Source organism: Marinobacter sp. G11, from assembly GCF_021282325.1.
Classification (GTDB): domain Bacteria; phylum Pseudomonadota; class Gammaproteobacteria; order Pseudomonadales; family Oleiphilaceae; genus Marinobacter; species Marinobacter vinifirmus.
The window spans coordinates 41469-57514 of sequence record NZ_JAJSPB010000001.1 but is presented as its reverse complement, the minus strand read 5'-3'; the positions used below and the strand labels follow the sequence as shown (position 1 = coordinate 57514).

General features: G+C 58.8%; 16 protein-coding genes. 11 read left to right on the top strand and 5 right to left on the bottom strand.

The window, feature by feature from the left end; all coding sequences use genetic code 11:
- Positions 1 to 43: 43 nt before the first annotated feature.
- Positions 44 to 1198, bottom strand: coding sequence for an isocitrate/isopropylmalate dehydrogenase family protein (locus LWH94_RS00280; protein ID WP_232900719.1), 1155 nt, complete (start codon positions 1196 to 1198; stop codon positions 44 to 46).
- Positions 1199 to 1341: 143 nt separating this feature from the next.
- On the opposite strand from LWH94_RS00280, the gene LWH94_RS00275 reads away from it, so the two are divergent.
- Together LWH94_RS00275 and LWH94_RS00270 are read left to right on the top strand one after the other, a co-directional pair.
- A complete protein-coding gene (locus LWH94_RS00275) occupies positions 1342 to 1503 on the top strand; it encodes an EAL domain-containing protein (protein WP_227508232.1) in 162 nt (53 codons plus the stop codon).
- A gap of 23 nt (positions 1504 to 1526) precedes the next feature.
- Positions 1527 to 1883, top strand: coding sequence for a hypothetical protein (locus LWH94_RS00270; protein ID WP_232900717.1), 357 nt, complete (start codon positions 1527 to 1529; stop codon positions 1881 to 1883).
- Here LWH94_RS00270 and LWH94_RS00265 read toward each other — a convergent pair.
- The gene (locus LWH94_RS00265; RefSeq protein ID WP_232900715.1) at positions 1877 to 2779 is read right to left on the bottom strand and encodes a LysR family transcriptional regulator; all 903 of its coding nucleotides are present in this window, start codon (positions 2777 to 2779) and stop codon (positions 1877 to 1879) included. The two genes, LWH94_RS00270 and LWH94_RS00265, sit on opposite strands and share 7 nt — an antisense overlap.
- A 146-nt stretch (positions 2780 to 2925) precedes the next feature.
- Here LWH94_RS00265 and LWH94_RS00260 point away from each other — a divergent pair, with 146 nt between their 5' ends.
- From LWH94_RS00260 to LWH94_RS00240, 5 genes are all read left to right on the top strand, one after another.
- Entirely contained in the window at positions 2926 to 4137 is a 1212-nt protein-coding gene (locus LWH94_RS00260; protein WP_232900713.1) for an acyl-CoA dehydrogenase family protein, read from the top strand.
- A 554-nt stretch (positions 4138 to 4691) separates the two neighbouring features.
- Positions 4692 to 5513 (top strand): SDR family oxidoreductase, encoded by an 822-nt coding sequence (locus tag LWH94_RS00255; protein ID WP_232900711.1) that lies wholly within the window; start codon positions 4692 to 4694, stop codon positions 5511 to 5513.
- A 21-nt stretch (positions 5514 to 5534) separates the two neighbouring features.
- Positions 5535 to 6599 (top strand): phosphotransferase family protein, encoded by a 1065-nt coding sequence (locus tag LWH94_RS00250; protein WP_232900710.1) that lies wholly within the window; start codon positions 5535 to 5537, stop codon positions 6597 to 6599.
- Complete coding sequence (locus tag LWH94_RS00245; protein ID WP_022988612.1) at positions 6599 to 7288, top strand: histidine phosphatase family protein; 690 nt, start codon at positions 6599 to 6601, stop codon at positions 7286 to 7288. The genes LWH94_RS00250 and LWH94_RS00245 overlap by 1 nt, the downstream gene beginning before the upstream one ends.
- 30 nt (positions 7289 to 7318) lie before the next feature.
- A complete protein-coding gene (locus tag LWH94_RS00240) occupies positions 7319 to 8089 on the top strand; it encodes an SDR family oxidoreductase (protein WP_022988613.1) in 771 nt (256 codons plus the stop codon).
- A 75-nt stretch (positions 8090 to 8164) separates the two neighbouring features.
- On the opposite strand, the gene LWH94_RS00235 is transcribed toward LWH94_RS00240, so the two are convergent.
- Positions 8165 to 9031: a DUF6279 family lipoprotein gene (locus LWH94_RS00235; protein ID WP_232900709.1), complete on the bottom strand. Its 867-nt coding sequence runs from the start codon at positions 9029 to 9031 to the stop codon at positions 8165 to 8167.
- A gap of 128 nt (positions 9032 to 9159) precedes the next feature.
- On the opposite strand from LWH94_RS00235, the gene LWH94_RS00230 reads away from it, so the two are divergent.
- Entirely contained in the window at positions 9160 to 9408 is a 249-nt protein-coding gene (locus tag LWH94_RS00230) for a DUF2798 domain-containing protein (RefSeq protein WP_058340264.1), read from the top strand.
- Positions 9409 to 9417: 9 nt separating this feature from the next.
- Here LWH94_RS00230 and dacB read toward each other — a convergent pair whose 3' ends face one another.
- A complete protein-coding gene (dacB, locus tag LWH94_RS00225) occupies positions 9418 to 10983 on the bottom strand; it encodes a D-alanyl-D-alanine carboxypeptidase/D-alanyl-D-alanine endopeptidase (RefSeq protein ID WP_232900707.1) in 1566 nt (521 codons plus the stop codon).
- Between the two features lie 253 nt (positions 10984 to 11236).
- Here dacB and LWH94_RS00220 point away from each other — a divergent pair, with 253 nt between their 5' ends.
- Positions 11237 to 12007: a glutathione S-transferase N-terminal domain-containing protein gene (locus LWH94_RS00220; protein ID WP_232900704.1), complete on the top strand. Its 771-nt coding sequence runs from the start codon at positions 11237 to 11239 to the stop codon at positions 12005 to 12007.
- A gap of 87 nt (positions 12008 to 12094) precedes the next feature.
- Complete coding sequence (locus LWH94_RS00215) at positions 12095 to 12508, top strand: GFA family protein (protein ID WP_232900702.1); 414 nt, start codon at positions 12095 to 12097, stop codon at positions 12506 to 12508.
- A 4-nt stretch (positions 12509 to 12512) separates the two neighbouring features.
- On the opposite strand, the gene LWH94_RS00210 is transcribed toward LWH94_RS00215, so the two are convergent.
- On the bottom strand, positions 12513 to 13634 hold the full coding sequence (locus LWH94_RS00210) for a PQQ-dependent sugar dehydrogenase (protein ID WP_232900700.1): 1122 nt from the start codon (positions 13632 to 13634) through the stop codon (positions 12513 to 12515).
- Positions 13635 to 13841: 207 nt separating this feature from the next.
- On the opposite strand from LWH94_RS00210, the gene LWH94_RS00205 reads away from it, so the two are divergent.
- Positions 13842 to 16019, top strand: coding sequence for a TonB-dependent siderophore receptor (locus LWH94_RS00205; protein ID WP_232900698.1), 2178 nt, complete (start codon positions 13842 to 13844; stop codon positions 16017 to 16019).
- Positions 16020 to 16046 lie beyond the last annotated feature (27 nt).

Genomic DNA, 16046 nt, shown 5'->3' with positions numbered 1-16046 from the left:
ATACCTCCCGAAGTGAATGGAACAGCTCTCTATTGCAGCCTAGTCACGGGGCCAGCCGTTTACAAATAGCGTCGCCGATTTCACGGGTGGCGCGCCGGTCTCCGCCGTGTTCGGCCAGGTCTGCCGCCACCGCATCGAACAGTTCTTTGCCGGCCTGGGCCAGGGTCGGGTCTTTACGGCCCAGCCAGTCGAGCATGCGGGCGGTGGTGAACAGCATGGCGGTGGGGTCGGCAATGCCCTGGCCGGCGATATCCGGAGCGCTGCCGTGGGTAGGCTCGAACATCGACGGCATGTCCGGGTCTGTGGGGTTCAGGTTGCAGGAGGGGGCCACTCCCATGCCGCCGGAGATCACTGCGGCCAGGTCAGTCAGGATGTCGCCCTGCAGGTTGCTGGCCACCACCACGTCAAAGGCCCAGGGGCTGGATACAAACTTCATGCAGGCGGCATCCACCAGCTCGTGGTGGGTGGCCACATCCGGGTATTCCCGGGCGATGTCCTCGAACACCTCGGTGTACATGTCGCCCCAGTAACGCAGGGCATTGCGCTTGGTTATCAGGCACACCTGGCTTTCACAGGTGGAACCGTCGCACCGGTGGAAGCTGCGGGTGCGGCCGTCCTGAACGCGCTCGGCGGCGCGCTGGCGGGCCTGCTCGAAACCGTAGCGGATAATCCGCTCGGTGGCCCGGCGGGTGAAAACTTCCATCTGGGTCGCCACTTCATCCGGCGTGCCCTGGCGCAGGCGGCCACCCTGGCTGACATACTCGCCCTCGCTGTTTTCGCGGATCACCAGCATGTCGATGTCCCGGGCTCGATCATCTTTCAGGTACTGGCGGGCGCCGGGCAATAACCGGGCCGGGCGTTCGCACACCCACTGGTCAAAGCCTTTGCGCATCTCCAGCAAGGGCGCAAGGGAAACGCTGTCTGATAGCAGGTAACGGTTGGTGTCATCGACCGGCCCGGGGTCGCCCAGTGCGCCCAGCAGAATGGCGTCACAGGCTTTCAGTTGCTGCAGGGCATCCTTCGGCCAGCTTTCGCCGTATTCCTCATGCCAGGCGTGTGAGGGCCAGGGAAACCGTGTCCACTCCAGGGCCAGGTCGTGCTTTGCACGCAGGGTTTCCAGGCAGCGGACGGCTTCAGCCACCACTTCCGGGCCAATGCCGTCACCGGGGGTGACGGCGATGCGAGCGGTCTGGGCCATTCCCGAATCTCCTTCATGCTTTGCTGTAGGGTGTGATGCAACACCGTCAGTGTAGTTCCCGACAGGCCAGATGCCAGTGGCAACGCCCCGTTTCCGGATTTGCTGTTTTACCCCTGCAGACTTGCTGGCTATAGTGGCAGGTAATTGATTTCTGGAACGGCTTACTCAGCCGGATTGTGGCTGAGGGGGTGGAAGTTCCCGAAGAGTATTACTGGCTGCGATCTCAGGGCATTGTGCTGTATCAGGGCTATCTGTTCGCCCGGCCCGGATTCGAGTGCCTGCCGGAGCCGGTGTTCCCCGATTGATCATGTTTTAACAGGATGCCCACGTGCTGTATCGGATAATTACCCTGATTGGCGGCCTGGTGTTTGTGGCCGCACTGTTTGCCCTGGTGTGGTTCTTCTGCAAGAAGTTCCTGGAGCACCACGGTGTAACCGACCAGACCTCTGACCGGGCCATGGTGCTGGCCACCTGGACCTTTGCCGGTATTGCCATCGGGCTAGTGTTTGCCGTGGTAGGTGCCTTTGTACTGGGCCCTTGGGCTTTCTATCGCACTCTGCGGGGCCACGGTGTGAACATTTCCGATGGCGCCGCCATCTGGTGGGGATTCGGGATTGTGGCGGTGTCGCTGGGCATTACCGCCACCGGCTTCTTCGGTTTCCTGATGCTGGTGGGGGCTTACTGATTCCCCGACAGGCTCCGCAGCAGGTCCCGGAACCACACCAGCGCCGGTTCGCCTTCATAGGCCTTGTGCCAGTACAGGTGCACGTCTAACGACGGCAGCTGTGCCGGCGGGCTCATCACCTGAATATCGGAACGCTCGGCGATAATCCGGGCGTAGGTTTCCGGCATGGTCAGCAGCAGGTCTGAATTTTCCACCACCCGGCAGGCGGCATAGTAATGCTGGCACCGCAGGCGGATATTGCGGCGAACGCCACGGCGAGACAGCTCGAAATCCTCAATGCCCGGCCCCTCGGTTCGGGACGACACCAGCACGTGTTTCGCCGCCAGATAGCTGTCCATATCCAGCCCGCCTTTCACCACCGGGTGCCCTCCACGGGCCAGCACCACCAGCCGGTCCTGCCGCAGTAATTCATGGCTGGTGTGATTGCTCACCGGCAGCAGCACATCAATGGCAAAGTCCAGCTTGCCGGCGGCCAGCTGGGTTTCCATATCCCGCCGGGCCACCCGCTGGCTGACGATTTCCATTTCCGGATAAGGCTCCAGCCGGTTCATAAGCTGGGGCAGGAAGGTGGACTCCAGCACATCCCGCAAACCGAGCGAGTAGGTTTTACGCTGTGTGGCCGGGTCAAAGGCGTGGAACTGGTTCACCGCACTCTGGACCTGGTTCAGCCCCGGGCGCATAGACTCCAGAAACCTCCGAGCCAGCGGCGTGGGCACCATCTGGTTACCCTGGCGGGTAAACAGCGGATCGTTGAAGTGATCCCGCAACCGGGCCAGGGAATGGCTGATGGCGGGCTGGGTCAGGTGCAGGGCCTTGGCGGCACGGGTCAGGCTGCCTTCCCGGTAGATGGTGTCGAAAACGTGCAGCAGGTTCAGGTCCAGTCGATTCAGGGCCATGTGGGAATCCGTTATCTGAATTAGTGGTGCTAATGATAAATGATAAGAACAATTCAGTCGCGTAATAGCACATGGGCTCCTAGACTGTTCGCCATCTGACTGAAAGTGCGCCCCCAACGGGGCAGGCAAGCGCGAGGAGCTGCACCATGGATTTCAACATTTCCGAGAAAGGCCAGGATTACCTCAACCGCGTGAAAAAATTCATGCGCGACGAGATCTATCCCATCGAAGAGCAGTACCACAAGGAGCTTGCCTCCCTGGACAACCGCTGGGTGGTGCTGCCAGTCATCAAGGAGCTGAAAGAAAAGGCCAAGGCCCAGGGCCTGTGGAACATGTTCTTCCCGGACGACAAATACGGCTGCGGCCTGCTGAACTCCGACTACGCCCTGATTGCCGAAGAAACCGGCCGCAGCTTCATCGCCCCGGAAATCTTCAACTGCAACGCGCCGGATACCGGCAACATGGAAGTGCTGATCCACTACGGCTCTGAAGAACAGAAAGCCGAGTGGCTGCCGAAACTGCTGAGCGGCGAAATCCGCTCCGCCTTCTGCATGACCGAACCGGCCGTGGCCTCCTCCGACGCCACCAACATGGAAGCCACCGCCACCGTTGAAGGCGACGAAGTCGTGCTCAACGGCCGCAAATGGTGGAGCACCGGCATCGGCCACCCTGACTGCAAAGTTGGCATCTTCATGGGCGTAACCGACCCGGACGCCCAGAAACATCGCCGTCACTCCATGGTGCTGGTGCCGCTCGACACCCCGGGCATCACCGTTGAGCGCATGCTGCCGGTCTTCGGTGCCTACGACGAGCCCTATGGCCACGGCCAGGTACTGTTCGACAACGTACGCCTGCCCAAAAGCGCCATCATCGCCGGCCCCGGCCGCGGCTTCGAAATCGCCCAGGGCCGCCTTGGCCCGGGCCGCGTACACCACTGCATGCGCGCCATCGGCGCTGCTGAACGCACTCTGGAGATCATGATCAAACGCGCCATGACCCGCGAAGCCTTCGGCCGCCCGATCGCCAAACTAGGCGGCAACCCGGACATCATCGCCAATGCCCGAATGAACATCGAACAAGCTCGGCTCCTAACCCTGAAATGCGCCTGGGCGCTGGACACCAAGGGCATCATGGGCGCCTTGCAGGAAGTCTCCATGATCAAGGCAGTGGTGCCGAAGATGCTGCAGCAGATTGTGGACGATGCGATTCAGATTCACGGCGGTGCCGGTGTCAGCGACGACGATTTCCCGCTGACGGCGTTGTTCGGTTACGCTCGGGTTCTGAGATTGGCCGATGGTCCCGACGAAGTGCATCGAGCCATGGTGGCTCGCCTGGAGCTTCGGAAGTATAAGTCCTGATTTTGGGCTTGGGTGCTTTGGCTCTTCTGGCCTCTTGGCTCGGAGTGGGTGGCCGTTGGGGTGGCGCTTCTGAAAAGCGCTCCTTCGGCACGTCCATGTGGCGCTTGTGTTCCGCCATCCATGGCTCCACAAATTTTCAGAAGCGCCACCCCAACGGCCACATCCAACTTTTGGGAGGGACTTCCCTGAACAAATGCTGGTGGTTTTGCCAAGGTGGATCTCGAATGGGTTACCGAGCGGTGCGCCAAAGAATTTTCTTCTTTTGAACAGCATACTGGAGAGTATGGGAGTTGGTGCCAGAGGGCCCTTTCCAAAAATTTCGGAGGCCATGGATGGCCGGAGAGAAGCGCAGATGGGTGAGGCAAGCGTTTATGAAGCGAAGCTTCATGCGCAGCCGAACGACAGCAATCTGTGATTGCTGGCTGGACCCGCTTGCGGGTGCTTGTAGCGGTTTTTGGAAAGGGCTCTCTGGCACCAACTCTTTCTCATAAGCATAAAGAACGCGAACACCAAAATACAAAACGAACTCAAACGTAGAAACGGTGAGCACGAACATGACACAGAGAGTATTCATAACCGGCGGGGCCAGTGGCCTGGGCCGGGCGATTGCATTGCGGTACGCCAAAGAAGGCGCGAAAGTCTGCATCGGGGACATTAACCCGGAACAGGGCGTGGCCGTTGAGGCGGAGCTGAACAACGCGGGTGGCGAAGGCTACTTTGTTGAGTGTGATGTACGCCGCCTGAGCGACTTCGAGAAAGTCCGTGATGACCTGGTACAGAAATGGGGTGGTGTGGACGTTGTCGTCAACAACGCCGGCGTTGCCTCCGCAGGCTCCATTGAAGACACCACCATGGCAGACTGGGAATGGATCCTCGACATCAACGTACTGGGCGTAGTGCGTGGCTGCAAAGCCTTCACCCCGCTGTTCAAGGAACAAGGCTCCGGCGCGTTTGTGAACGTAGCCTCCATGGCCGGACTCATGCTTGCCCCCTTGATGGACAGCTACAATGTCTCCAAGGCCGGAGTCATTGCTCTGTCTGAAACTCTCAGCCAGGAGCTGCGGGATGCCGGTATTCACGTCAGCTGCGTATGCCCGGCGTTCTTCCAGACCAACTTGACCAGCACCATGCGTTCGGACATTCCCGGTATCCAGCAGAACGTGAACAAGCTGATGAAGCGCTCCAGCATTACCGCCGAAGACGTGGCCGAGGATATTTTCCGCAGTGTGAAAGACAAGGATTTCTGGGTGCTGCCCCACGCCAAGGAGCGCCGTATGTGGGTGCTCAAGCGCCATGCGCCCTGGGCGTTTGACTGGCTGATGCACCAGGAAACCAAGCGCTGGATGAGCAAGATGGGTGGCAAGGCGAACGCCTGAATACATCACAGGAGAGAATGAATGACACAGATCGACCAGGCCGTAGACATCCGCGAAGGCGAAGAGCTGGATATCAGCGCCGTCGACCGGTTCATGAAGCAGGCGATTCCGGGCCTGGAAGGCCAGCCGAGCATCAAGCAGTACCCGGGCGGTGCGTCCAACCTGACCTATCAGGTGGATTACGGCGACCAGTCCTACGTGCTGCGCCGGCCGCCGTTCGGCAAGATTGCCAAGTCTGCCCACGACATGCTGCGGGAAGCTCGCGTGATGGAGGCCTTGAAGCCGGCGTATCCCTACGTGCCCAATATTGTCGCCATCTGCGACGATCACAGCGTTCTGGGCTGTGACTTCTACGTGATGGAACGGCTCAAGGGCATCATTCTGCGCCAGGATTTCCCCAAGGATTTCGAGCTGAGCGCTGAAGACACCCGCAAGCTGTGCCTGAACGTGATCGACAAGCTGGTAGACCTGCATACCGTGGATGCCAGGGCCGCAGGCCTGGACAAGCTGGGTAAGGGCGCCGGTTACGTGCAGCGGCAGATTGGCGGCTGGAGCGATCGGTTCCGGAAGGCTCGTACGGAAGACGTGGGTGACTTTGAAGAAGTGATGGCCTGGCTCAATAACAAGATGCCGGACGACATTGCCCAGGTGGTGATCCACAACGACTACCGTTTCGACAACGTGGTGCTTAACCCGGACAACCCGTTTGAAGTGATCGGCGTGCTGGACTGGGAAATGGCCACCATCGGCGATCCTCTGATGGATCTGGGCAACAGCCTGGCCTACTGGATTGAAGCGGACGATGAAGGCCCGTTCCAGATGCTTCGGCGCCAGCCCACCCACCGCCCTGGCATGCTGACCCGGAAGGAAGTGGTGGACTACTACATGGAGAAGTCCGGATTTCGTGCCGAAAAGTTCGATTTTTATGAAATCTATGGCCTGTTCCGGTTGGCGGTGATCATCCAACAAATTTATTACCGCTTCTACCACGGCCAGACCAAGGACAAGCGCTTTGCCGCCTTTGGCCATGCCGCCAACTACCTGGAAAAGCGCTGCCAGCGGCTGATCCGCGAGAGCACCCTGTAATGGCCACCATCTATCTGGTACGCCATGGCCAGGCCAGTTTTGGCAAGGAAAACTACGATCAGTTGTCTCCCCGCGGCTGGGAGCAGGGCAAGATCCTGGGCCGCTGGCTGGCGGACAAGGTGGAGCCCGGCGCCATCTTTGGCGGCAACCTGCAGCGCCATCGCGAAACCGTAGAGGCCATCGCCACCGGCTATGGCTCCGCCTTGCCCGGCATGCAGGTGCTGGAAGGCCTGAACGAATTCGATCACCTGCAAGTGGTGGAACGCCTGCGCCCGGAGTGGGCGGATAAACAGGTAATGGCGCGGGACCTGGCCAGCTTTCCCAAGCCAGCCAAAGCGTTCCAGCAAGCGTTCGAGAAAGCCGTGGCCCGCTGGGTCAGTGGCGAGTACGACCACGAATACGCCGAAACCTGGATCGGTTTCCGGCAGCGGGTCGGTGCAGCGCTGGATGAGTTGATCGAGCTGGCGGGCGGCGCTGATGTGATCGTGTCCACCTCCGGCGGCCCCATTGCAGTGATTGCCCAGCATCTGCTGGAGCTCTCAGACCGCAAGGCGCTGGAGATGAACAACGTGATCGCCAATACCAGCGTGTCCCGCATCCTGTATTCCGGTCCCCGGCGCAGCCTGGCCGTTTTCAACAACTATAGCCACCTGGAAGCGGAGAACCCTTCCCTGGTGACATTCCGATAATTCTTTACCCGAAAACCAAGAGGGAACCCCATGAGCAACCTGAACCTGTTTGATCTGAGCGGCAAAGTCGCCCTGGTAACCGGTGCCAGCCGCGGCATTGGCGAGAGCATTGCCCGCACCCTGGCTCATTACGGCGCCCATGTGATTGTCAGCAGCCGCAAGATTGACGGTTGCGAAGCCGTGGCCAGCAGCATCCGGGAAGATGGCGGCAGCGCCGAAGCCTTCGCTTGCCACATTGGTGAGATGGACCAGATTGAAGCGGTGTGGGAACACATTGCCAAAGAGCACGGCAAGCTGGATATCCTGGTCAACAACGCTGCCGCTAACCCGTACTTTGGGCCGGTGGAAGATACCGATTTAGGTGCCTTCAACAAAACCGTAGACGTGAACATCCGCGGCTACTTCTTCATGTGTGCCCGTGGCGCTCAGATGATGAAGAAGAACGGAGGCGGTTCTATTGTGAACGTGGCGTCGGTTAACGGTGTGAATCCCGGCCACTTCCAGGGCATCTACTCGGTAACCAAGGCGGCGGTGATTTCCATGACCAAGTCCTTCGCCATGGAACTAGGCCAGCAGAATGTGCGGGTGAATGCCCTGCTGCCGGGCCTGACCGACACCAAGTTCGCCAGCGCGTTGACCACCAACGAGGCCATCAAGAAACAGGCCATGGCCCACATTCCAATGAAGCGTGTGGCGGATCCGGACGAAATGGCCGGCACTGTGCTGTACCTGGTGTCCAATGCGTCCAGTTACACCACCGGCGCCTGCATTAACGCGGACGGTGGTTACCTGACCGTTTAACGATTGCAGCGTAGCCAAACAAAAAGCCCGGATGACGGAAAATCATCCGGGCTTTTTGTTTGGCTGAATGAAAATTCAGCTACAAGTGAGGGTGGTGAAGTCGCCGTTCAATTCGCCGGCCTTGGCCAGCAGATGTTCCTGGTGCCGGCTGCTGCCTGCCTGCAGCAGGTTATGCATCAGCTCTGCCATGGCTTGCTGGCTCTCATCCAGCATTGCCTGGTACTCAGGCCCCCGGGCTGTCTCCGAGTTCACCACCAGCTCCCGGATATTGGCACTGAAGCCGGGTTGGTTCCGGGTTTCCAGCGTGGCCAGAAGGGCTTTTTGCCAGTTCTCCCGACCTTGCAGCCAGATTTCGGTTTGCCGGCCCCGGTCGGCAGACCAGGCCTCAACCAACGCCTGCTGCTGCGAATTCAGTGAACCCAGCCAGCGTTCCAGCCGCTCGCTGGTTCTTTCCGCCCGGGCCCTGGCTGTTTCCTGCTCGGTGCCAGCCAGCATTTCGTCTTCCAGTTCCCGCTGATCACGGGCCATGTTCCGGGCCAGCTCCTGAACCTGGTCATCTGACAGGGTTTTCAGCAGGTTGACTGCGACCGGCACGGCCCGGTCGAGCAAGTCCGGGATAAAGGCAGTGAGCTGCTGGCGGTGGTAGTGAATAGTATCGACATCGGGCGTGCCGCGGGCCAGGTCGGCTTCCAGTTCATCCAGCCAGAGGGTATAGCGGGGAAGCTCCGCGGAGCAGTGCCACTGGCGCAGGGCATCAAGGTCCCGGTTCAGGGTGGCTTTTTGTTCACCGGTCAGGTCGACGTAGTCTTCCACCCACCAGACCACACCCCAGTCGGCATAACGGTAGGCCAGTTTGGTTGAGCTGCACCCGGCAAGTATCAGCATCAGGACTGCGAGGCCGAGGAAGCCAGGGCGTTTGCTGAGCCTTCGATGATCCATCATGAAAGTCTCTCGGTAATAAGCCGTATGGAAAAATGTTGCATGCTTACTAAGATGCAAGCCTTACCTATACAATACGCCATCGCCGGCGGAACAGATGCCGGCAGACCCGATGGAATCCTGGAGTTGGAATGTCAAAGTTTACTGTAGCCCGTGCGCGCCAGTTTATCTTCTCGCTTTATATGTCCTGCATCATGTCGCTGATGATCTCCGGCATTATCACCCTGATCAACACAGGGATGTCGGACGGGTTCTTGTCCCGGTGGATCGGCGCCTGGCTGGTGGCCTGGGCGATCGCCTTTCCGTTGGTGATTTTTATTGCGCCGCTGGCGGGCAAGATGGCCGATGCCACCGTTGCGAGGCTATCAGGCCCGAAATAATTTTCGGGCCTATTGAATCGAGGTACTGGCGGAATCTGCCCGGGACACGGCGGTACCGGTAGGCGGCCGGTAGTGCAGGGAGTGCAGAACCCGGTCGAGTACGGCTCGGCCGTTCCAGGCCGGGGAATTATTGACCATACCAACGATTGCCCAGGTGGTGTTGTTTTCATCGCGGGCAAAGCCTGCAATGGAACGTACGTCTGCCAGGGTACCGGTTTTGATGCGCCCTTCACCATCCATCCCCGTGTTGCGTAACCGCCTGGCCATGGTTCCGTCCATGGCAATGATCGGTAGCGAGGCCATCAGGTCAGAGGCATACCGGCTTTCCCAGGCATGCTGCAGAATTCGGGCACCCTGCCGGGCGGTGATGCGGCCATGGCGGGTCAGGCCGGAGCCGTTGTCGATCACCATGCCAGCGGTGTTGATGCCTTTCTGCTCGAGCCAGTCATAAATGGCCCGGATACCGGCTACCCGGTCATCGTTGTCCGAGTCTTGCCGCACTTCTGCGCCAATGGCCAGAAGCATCTGCCGGGCCATTACGTTGCTGCTCCACTTGTTGATGTCCCGCACCATGGTTACCAGGTCGGGCGAGGTGGTTCGCATGACCAGCCGCAGGTCTTCCGGCGTGTGTTCAAAACGGTCGCCGCCGCTCACGATAATGCCCATTTCTGACAGTACCGTGCGAATGGTCGAGGCCGCGTAGTGATCGTGGGGTAGCAGTGACATATAGGTAGTGGTGCGGCAACCCTGAGGCAGCTCGCCGGTCACCTGCACGGTCACCCGCTGGTCGTCATGAAACACCGGTTGCCATTTGAAGTCCCGACGGGATGGGCAGGGGCCTTCCGGCACGGCGGTTACCCGGTTGTCGATGGTGACTTCGCCAAGGTTGGGGGTGGTCCAGGCCTGAGTGCCACGCTCGTCTGCCCGTACCTGGAAATGCAGCAGGTTCAGGTTGGTGAGGTAGGCCGAAGGCTCCACCAGGAAAGGCGCGTACGGGTTGTTGCCATTATCTTCAAAATGCGGGAAGCCGCCATCAACCTGAAAATAACTGCCGTCCAGCACCAGGTCGCCGCTGATGCGGTTTATTCCCATGTCTTTGAGTTCCCTGAGTGTGCCCCACAGCCGCTCCAGGGTCAGCTTCGGGTCGCCGCCGAAGCGCACATAAAGGTTACCTTCCAGGGTATCGCCCACCATCTGGCCATCGGTCAGAAAATCGGTATTCCAGTGGTGATTGGGGCCAAGCAGTTCCAGGGCGGCGTAGGTGGTTACCAGCTTCATGATGGAGCCGGGGTTCATCAGCTGGTCAGCGTTTACATACTGGTCGATGCCCGGGCCGTTCAGGGGCACGGCGGCAACGCTCAGGCCTTGCTCGTTGTTCAGGGATTTGGAGGCGTAGTCACGGATCTCGGAAGCCCACAGCCCGGAACTGGAGAAGCTTCTGGCCGCATCCTCCTGGCTCTGGGCCAGTGCCGGCGCGCTGAGTGAGAAGGCCGTAGCCGCAGCAATCAACAGACGGCTGGGTTTTGAAAATCTCCAGAGTGAGCATGCACTCACCCTTGAACCTTGCAGTCGCATGGCCTGAGTCCCTTGTTAGCTTCTTTTCCTACCATAGCCCATCTTACGGGTTTGTACTATGCAAAAAAGTGATACATGACGTTAAAAAATGACAGTAGCCACGTTGTTTCTATTGAAGTTTTGTTTCAATTTTCCGCTGGGCTTTGTGAATCAGTGAGTTACTGTGACCCCGGGTTTGTGGCCCTGCAGCCAATGGTGAGTGCAAAATATGTGGGACAATGCCTGAAATACTCAACAACAAAGGGAAACATCCATGTTTCGAGCCCTCAAGCATCAGGTTAACGTGCTGGAGTCTGTGGCCACGTCTTCGTTTTCGGCCTGGCGCGGGTGTCTTGTGGTCAAGGCCGTGCCGCAACCGGAAAAGCCGCTGATTCTCTTTGATATTGAAGCCTGCCCGTTCTGCCGCAAGGTGAGGGAAGCGTTGACTGCCCTGCACCTGGATGCAGAGATTCGCCCGTGCCCGAAAGGCGGCCGGATTTTCCGGGCGGAAGCCGAGGCCGTTGGCGGCAAAAAGCAGTTTCCGTTGCTGGTGGACCAGAACACCGGTGAAACCCTGTATGAGTCAGACGCGATTGTGGAGTACCTGTTCCGTCAGTACGCCAATCGTCCTGTGCCGGGTTATTACAAAGGCAAATCCTGGCAAACCGCCCTTGGCGCGGCTGGCTCTGCCGCCAGTGAGTTGAGGGGCATGCGGGCGAGGCCTGCCAAACGCCCGGCCCAGACGCTGCATTTGTGGAGTTTTGAGGGCAGCCCGTTCTCCCGTTTGGTTCGAGAACGCCTGTGCGAATTCGAAATTCCCTACACTCTGCATAACCTGGGCAAAGAGCATTGGACCGAAATCGGCCCGGCCGTTCAGCGCATCAAGCCCGGCCCCTATGAGCCCGAGGCTGGCGGCAAGCGTGATGCGTTCTTTCAGGCGCACGGTCGGGTACAGGTGCCGTACCTGGAAGACCCCAACACCGGCCAGAAGCTGTTTGAATCTGCCCGTATCCTGGCCTACCTGGAAAAAGAATACGCCATGTGACGCGCAGGCTGCTCCGGGTATGGCAATCGTGCCTGGAGCAGGTATCATCGGCGCCGGTAACCTGACAGCCGATTCCGGGAGAGTGCGATGTATACGGGCCAGTGTTTGTGTGGCGAGATCAAGTTTGAATACGGTGGCCCGCTTGGCCCCATCGCGTTGTGCCATTGCAGCCAGTGTCGCCGAGCCCACGGCAGTGCCTTCTCGGCCAGTGCTCCGGTTCAGAAGGTGCGTTTTCACTTTACCCGGGGCGAAGACAAGGTGACCGAATTCGAGTCTCGTCCAGGCAAGTACCGGGCCTTCTGCAGCTGCTGCGGCAGCCAGTTATACAGCCGGGTAGACGCCATTCCCGGTATTCTGCGTTTGCGCATCGGCGTGCTCGATGAACCGGTCGGCAAGAAAGCGGCCCAGCATGTCTACGTGGGTACGAAGTCTGACTGGTTCGATATTACCGATGATCTTCCGCAGTTCGAGAAAACCGAAAGAACCAACGATCCGCACTGACCGTCTATTTCGCCGGAACCATTCGGTAAACCTTGCCCCTTGGTGAATCTGTCAGTAACCAGAGGGCGCCGTCTGGCCCCATTCGTACATCCCGGATGCGCTCTCCCAGCTCGGTCAGTAAATCTTCCTCTTCGGTAACCTTCTCGCCATCAAAACTCAGGCGCACCAGTTTGCGCATTTTCAGCGCACCAACAAACACATCACCTTGCCACTGGGGAAACAGCTCTCCGGTATAGAACGCCATGCCCGATGGCGCGATGGAAGGATCCCAGTAGTGCAGGGGATCGGCCGCGCCCTCCATGGTGGTTCTGCTGGAAATCGGAACGCCTGAGTAATCAATGCCGTAGGTCACCTTCGGCCAGCCGTAATCGTTGCCAGCCCTGATGATATTGATTTCATCGCCACCCCGGGGGCCGTGTTCGTGGCTCCAGACCTCACCGGTGTCCGGGTGCAGGGTCATGCCCTGAATGTTGCGGTTGCCGTAGGTGAAGAAGGTGTCGTTGATGTCCGAATTGCTGAGGAAGGGATTGTCAGGTGCGGGTTCTCCGTTAATGGTGATGCGGTGCACGCCACCGGCGTCGTCCCGGGTGTCCTGGGCCCGCTCCATCTCGCCGCGGTCACCAACAGAAATGTATAGATGGCTATCCTGGCCAAGCACCATGCGCCCGGCAAAATGCCGGGTGGTGTTGCCTCGCGGCGATGCTTCGAAAATTACCTCCGCATCACTCAACGCCTTGCCGTCAAACCTGGCCCGGGCTACCCGGGTGGTCATGCCCTCACGATTTCTGTGGGCATAGCTGAGAAACAGCGTCTGGTTATCTTCAAACTCCGGATGCAGCAATACATCCAGCAGGCCGCCCTGGCCGGCAACTACTAAATCCGGCACACCGGTAACCGGCTCCTTGTGCAGCTCCCCGTCGCGAATCACCCGAAGCCGGCCGGCCCTTTCGGTGACCAGTTGCGAGCCGTCTGGCAGGAACGCGAGGCTCCAGGGGTGTTCGAGTCCCTCGGCAGCGGTTTCCAGCTGAACACGCCCATTATCGGAATCAAAGGTCTGATCCGCGGTGGCCTGGGTTGCGGCGATAAAGACTCCCAAAGCCAGTGCCAGCGGTTGGTGAAGGAACATAAAAACCTCCTGGTGTGTGCTTCCAGTCGATGCTCTGGCTTTAACCATAGTACCTGGATGCCGTTTCTTCTGAACCTAAGCTCTCCGGGGTTTGTAAAAATAATCTACCAGCTATTTCAAATCATAATGATTCGCATTAATATAATTGTGTCAGGTTTTGACCTTTAATCCTCCCACTCTTGATTCGTTAAACTACGGAGTCGTTTGATGTACCGAAATCCGGAACCCCGTTTTCGCCGCAAGGCCCTGATCACCGCTATTGTGTGCACCAGCTTGTCCGGCATGGCCGCCGCGCAGGAGAACGAACCCACGGCATTGGATGCATTAGACGTGACAGCGCCCCGGAGCCAGGTTACTTCCGAGTCGACGGGCAGTTACATCAGCGGCACAACAACGTCTTCTACCAGAATGGAGTTGACCCACCGCGAAACTCCGCAGGCTGTTACCGTGATCACCCGGGAACAGATGGACGATTTCGCCCAGAACGACATCAATGACGTTCTCGAAGGCACCACCGGTGTCACCGTCGAGTCGGTGGAAACGGACCGCACTTACTACACCTCACGCGGTTTCGACATCAACAACTTCCAGTACGACGGTGTTGGCATGCCAGCGGTATACGACAACGTGCAGGGCGAGCTGGATACCGCCTTCTTTGATCGCGTGGAAGTGGTTCGGGGCGCCAACGGTTTGATGACCGGTTCCGGCAGCCCGGCCGCCACCGTCAACTTCATCCGCAAGCGCCCAACCGCAGACACCAATGCCTCGGTTGCGGTGACTGGTGGTTCCTGGGACAAAAAACGGATTGTCGGTGATGTTTCCGGTGCCGTGTCTGAATCCGGTGCGGTGCGCGGCCGTGTGGTGGCCGGTTATGAGGACAAAGGCTCCTACCTGGACCGGTATAACAACGAAAAGCAGATGTTCTACGGGGTGCTGGAAGCAGGCCTGACCGATACCACGTTGCTGACTCTTGGCCACGCCATTCAGACGTCTGATACGGACAGCCCGTTGTGGGGTGCGCTGCCTCTGTTCTACTCCGATGGCTCAGCGACAGATTTTGCGCGTTCAACCAGCACGGCTTCCGACTGGTCCTACTGGGACAACACCCAGCACAACAGCTTTGTTGAATTGCGCCAGGAGCTCGCCGGTGGCTGGAGAGCGACAGGCACGGTGTTCCGGCTGGAGAATGAAAGCGAGTCCGAACTCTTTTACCAATACGGTACGCCTGATCGCCAAACGGGTGAGGGGCTTAAATCCTATCCGAGCCAATACGACCTGGATGTGGCGCAGTGGGTAGTAGATGCATACGCCACCGGTCCGTTCCAGCTGGCTAACCGCACCCATGAGCTGGTGTTGGGAGCATCCTGGTCTCGCTCGGAGACGGTAGACGAGTCCCGCTATGGCCGCGGCATCGGGGATCCATTGCCACCGCTGAATGAGTGGGATGGCAACTATCCCAAGCCCGCTTTCGATAATGGTGTTGGCGGCTCTGACTGGACTGACCGTGAAACGTCTACCTATGCTGCCGCTCGCTGGACGCTGACTGATCAACTCACAGCAATCACAGGGCTCCGTCTGACCTGGCTGGATAACAAGGGGGAGAGCTACGGTGCAACCAAGGAAAGCAGCTACGATGCGGTAGAAACGCCGTATGCGGGCCTGATCTACGACATCAACGATGATCATTCGGTCTACGCCAGCTATACCGAGATTTTCACTCCGCAGACTGAGGTGGACATCAATCGCGATCGACTGGATCCCATTGACGGGGTCAACTATGAGCTGGGCCTGAAAAGTGAGTTTCAGAACGACCGTGTGAACACCACTATTGCTTTGTTCCAGACTGAGCAGAAGAACGTAGCTGAGGCAGCAGGAGTGTTACCCGGGACCAATGATTCTTACTACACCGCTGTGGATGGGTTGACCAGCCGGGGTGTGGAGGCCGAAATAGTGGGTGATCTCACCGACCGAATCCAGCTTTTCGCCGGTTATACCTATGTGGATATTGAGGGCAAGGATGGTAAAGGGGCCAAGTCCTTCGTGCCGGAGCATCTAGCCCAGTTACGTGCTACCTGGAAGGTGCCTGGGGTCGAAGGGTTCAAGCTTGGTGGCAAGGTACGCTGGCAGTCTGAGATTACCCAGGAACAGGGTGTTGCTACCACCGGCCCGAATGCTGGTGAGACCATCGTCACAGAACAGGGGAGCTATGCGGTGCTGGATCTGATGGCAAGCTATGATTTCGCCCGAGACTGGAATGCAACCCTGAACGTAAACAACGTTACCGAGGAGAAGTACATCGAGAGCCTGAAGAAATTTGGTGCCTCGGCCCAGGGTTTCTACGGTGAGCCGGCCAATGCCAGCCTGACCGTTTCCTGGGTGTATTAACGAGTGTCAGGGCAGCCGGCGGTACTG

Excerpts from the sequence above, each read along its gene's own strand:
- LWH94_RS00280 (WP_232900719.1), bottom strand. The coding sequence starts at position 1,198 with ATGGCCCAGACCGCTCGCATCGCCGTCACCCCCGGTGACGGCATTGGC.
- LWH94_RS00265 (WP_232900715.1), bottom strand. The coding sequence starts at position 2,779 with ATGGCCCTGAATCGACTGGACCTGAACCTGCTGCACGTTTTCGACACC.
- LWH94_RS00260 (WP_232900713.1), top strand. The coding sequence starts at position 2,926 with ATGGATTTCAACATTTCCGAGAAAGGCCAGGATTACCTCAACCGCGTG.
- LWH94_RS00255 (WP_232900711.1), top strand. The coding sequence starts at position 4,692 with ATGACACAGAGAGTATTCATAACCGGCGGGGCCAGTGGCCTGGGCCGG.
- LWH94_RS00250 (WP_232900710.1), top strand. The coding sequence starts at position 5,535 with ATGACACAGATCGACCAGGCCGTAGACATCCGCGAAGGCGAAGAGCTG.
- LWH94_RS00245 (WP_022988612.1), top strand. The coding sequence starts at position 6,599 with ATGGCCACCATCTATCTGGTACGCCATGGCCAGGCCAGTTTTGGCAAG.
- LWH94_RS00240 (WP_022988613.1), top strand. The coding sequence starts at position 7,319 with ATGAGCAACCTGAACCTGTTTGATCTGAGCGGCAAAGTCGCCCTGGTA.
- LWH94_RS00235 (WP_232900709.1), bottom strand. The coding sequence starts at position 9,031 with ATGATGGATCATCGAAGGCTCAGCAAACGCCCTGGCTTCCTCGGCCTC.
- LWH94_RS00230 (WP_058340264.1), top strand. The coding sequence starts at position 9,160 with ATGTCAAAGTTTACTGTAGCCCGTGCGCGCCAGTTTATCTTCTCGCTT.
- dacB (WP_232900707.1), bottom strand. The coding sequence starts at position 10,983 with ATGCGACTGCAAGGTTCAAGGGTGAGTGCATGCTCACTCTGGAGATTT.
- LWH94_RS00220 (WP_232900704.1), top strand. The coding sequence starts at position 11,237 with ATGTTTCGAGCCCTCAAGCATCAGGTTAACGTGCTGGAGTCTGTGGCC.
- LWH94_RS00215 (WP_232900702.1), top strand. The coding sequence starts at position 12,095 with ATGTATACGGGCCAGTGTTTGTGTGGCGAGATCAAGTTTGAATACGGT.
- LWH94_RS00210 (WP_232900700.1), bottom strand. The coding sequence starts at position 13,634 with ATGTTCCTTCACCAACCGCTGGCACTGGCTTTGGGAGTCTTTATCGCC.
- LWH94_RS00205 (WP_232900698.1), top strand. The coding sequence starts at position 13,842 with ATGTACCGAAATCCGGAACCCCGTTTTCGCCGCAAGGCCCTGATCACC.